The organism is Holdemanella sp. MSK.7.32 (assembly GCF_024460475.1).
GTDB lineage: Bacteria > Bacillota_I > Bacilli_A > Erysipelotrichales > Erysipelotrichaceae > Holdemanella.
In genome coordinates this window covers 1-2,603 of record NZ_JANFYN010000092.1, presented here as the reverse complement: position 1 = coordinate 2,603, position 2,603 = coordinate 1, and the positions used below count along the sequence as shown (strand labels likewise).

General features: G+C 31.7%; 3 protein-coding genes. All 3 read left to right on the top strand.

Annotated elements, in window-relative coordinates; translation table 11 throughout:
- The first annotated feature begins 101 nt into the window (after nt 1–101).
- Genes istA through NE544_RS11860 form a run of 3 tightly spaced genes read left to right on the top strand, consistent with a single transcriptional unit; the run spans nt 102 to nt 2,499 of the window.
- Nucleotides 102–1,421 (top strand): IS21 family transposase, encoded by a 1,320-nt coding sequence (gene istA / locus NE544_RS11870; RefSeq protein WP_256269481.1) that lies wholly within the window; start codon nt 102–104, stop codon nt 1,419–1,421.
- Nucleotides 1,418–2,176, top strand: a complete 759-nt coding sequence (istB, locus tag NE544_RS11865; RefSeq protein ID WP_118319017.1) for an IS21-like element helper ATPase IstB — start codon at nt 1,418–1,420, stop codon at nt 2,174–2,176. The genes istA and istB overlap by 4 nt, the downstream gene beginning before the upstream one ends.
- Nucleotides 2,176–2,499 carry a hypothetical protein gene (locus tag NE544_RS11860; protein WP_256269480.1) on the top strand — a complete coding sequence of 108 codons (324 nt, stop codon included), beginning with the start codon at nt 2,176–2,178 and terminating at the stop codon, nt 2,497–2,499. The genes istB and NE544_RS11860 overlap by 1 nt, the downstream gene beginning before the upstream one ends.
- Nucleotides 2,500–2,603: the final 104 nt, after the last annotated feature.

The window sequence follows — 2,603 nt, the reverse complement described above, 5'->3', positions numbered from 1 at the left end:
TATAAATGATAATCTAAATATGTACATAAATGATCATTTAAGAATGTACACTTCTGATTACGCTTTGATATAATCCTTGAGGTTTACAAGGAGGTATATAAGTGTTAATCAACATAGAAGTAAACAACAATGTAGAAATACGTTCCTTAAATGATCTTTTTATATTGGGACGATTACAGGAGGTAAGCAGTATTAAAGTGAATAAATCAGAAATTGCAAGAGAACTTGGTGTCGATCGTAGAACTGTCAGCAAATATATTGATGGTTATTCGAAACGTGATACTCGAAAAAGAGGTAGTAAAATAGATGAATATCATGATGTTATTGATTACTTGCTCAATCAACAAGATGTTCAGGTGTTCTTCTATAAACGTGTGTTATGGCAGTACTTAGTCGACAACCATGGCTTAAATTGCGCTCAATCTTCTTTTAGAAGATGGATATCACAAAGAAATGAATTTCAATCGTATTTTGATGGCAAGACAAACAGAACCGTAAATGGAGTAAAGAGAGATTGTAAAAGCAAAGCACATATAATCACATATCAAACGGGAATGGGTGAAGAAGCGCAGCTCGATTGGAAAGAAGAATTAACTATTACATTAAAGACTGGTGAGCTAGTAACATTGAATGTTTTTGCCTTAGTTTATTCGTTTTCTAGATTTAAGATATATTTCTTATCCATGAGCAAAACTCAGACAGTCTTGTTTCATCATCTGGATACAGCTTTTGAAATAGCTGGTGGTGTTCCTAAAACGTTAAGAACCGACAACATGAAAACTGTCATGGATGATCCAAGGACTGAGTATTCTAAGGGTAAGATCAACAACAAATTCGCACAATTCGCAAAAGATTATGGTTTTGAAGTGAAGCCATGTATCGCAGGTGAACCTGAAGTTAAAGCTAAGGTTGAAGCTCCGATGAAATTACTTGATGAATTATACGCATACAATGGTTTATTGGATTTAGTTGGATTACGAAATCAGGTCACTAAGATATGTGACAGAGAAAACAATAAACTTCATTCCGAAACTGGTAAGATACCGATCTTACACTTACAAAAAGAAAAAGACTTCTTATCACCTTTACCACAAGACAATATAAGAAGCCTTTATAAAATCAAAGAATTGTCACTTAAAGCCGACTCGCAAGGATTTGTGAGTTATAGTGGCAAGAAGTATTCTACCCCAATCAAATATTGTGGCAAAGTACTTAATGCCCAGGCTTTCGATGACTATCTTTACGTGTATGATAACACAGAACTTATCGTAATACATCAAATAAGCAAAGATAACGTAAAGAAAATAGAATTAGCAGAACATGCTCTTGAAAAGGCAGAATACTCTTTGATGAGAAGTGGTCACACCATAAAGAAATTTGCAGAAAACAATTTAAAAGAACTGGGAGAAATGTATAAATGATTAGTACGTATCAAAGATTAAAAGATAATCTAGAATATCTAAAATTAAAGAAAGCAAGTGAAAGCTTGGATGAAGTAATAGATTTTATAACAGCTAATGAATTAAGTTTTACGGAAGGATTATTAAGACTTACAGATGTTGAAATGGACCATCGTAAAACGAATCTAATCAAAGCAATGGTCAAAGTTGGAGCATTCCCTTTTATTAAAGAAATTAAAGATTTTGACTTTGATTTCCAACCATCAGTAAACAAAGCACAAATATTAGAATTCGAATCATTGGGATTTATAGATAAAAAGGAAAACATTGTATTTCTAGGACCATCTGGTGTAGGTAAAACACATTTGGCGACAGCTATAGGTATTGCCTCTGCCAAGAAAAGAAATGCGACATATTTTATTAAATGTCATGATTTGATTATGCAGCTAAAAAAAGCAAAATTAGAAAATAGATTAGACGATCGATTAAAGCATTTCAATAAATATAAATTATTGATTATAGACGAACTTGGTTATCTGCCTATTGATAAAGAAGACTCTAAGCTATTTTTTCAATTGATTGACAGAAGATATGAGAACAAAAGTACCATCATCACAACAAACATAAACTTTGGTGAATGGGATGATATATTTGGTGATCCAGTTATCGCAAATGCGATTGTAGATAGAATCTTACATCACGCTAAGGTTGTAACAATCAACGGTAAATCTTACAGGTTGAAAGATCATTTAATTAAAAAGGAGAACAATGATTAATGAACAGTAAACTAATTGAATATTTGAACAAAACAAGAAACGGTAAAAAAGACAATATTAGAGCAATTCTATTCAGCGAAGATACATTAACTTATTATTATCTATTCGACATCAATATGGAAAACAAAGATTGTGTTATGATGTGTGAACCAATAAATGTATCAAGACCATATTGTGAACTATATCATGTTTATCTAGATGAAATACAATATTATATTGGTCCTTATCGAATAGTTGATGGGCAAAGTCTAGGAATGCCATATAAACAGGTTTTAAAAAGGTTACAAAAAATAGAAGAAAGATTACTTTCGATGTCTTATTAGATAAAAGACCACATCTTTACCATCTACTACAACAGGTATTGATGTGGTCAATATTGTACATTCTTAAATGATCAAAACTGTACATTTTTAAGTTGACATTTATA

Bases quoted from the DNA above. Each gene is read 5' to 3' on its own strand.
- istB (WP_118319017.1), top strand. From the start codon at position 1,418: ATGATTAGTACGTATCAAAGATTAAAAGATAATCTAGAATATCTAAAA.
- NE544_RS11860 (WP_256269480.1), top strand. From the start codon at position 2,176: ATGAACAGTAAACTAATTGAATATTTGAACAAAACAAGAAACGGTAAA.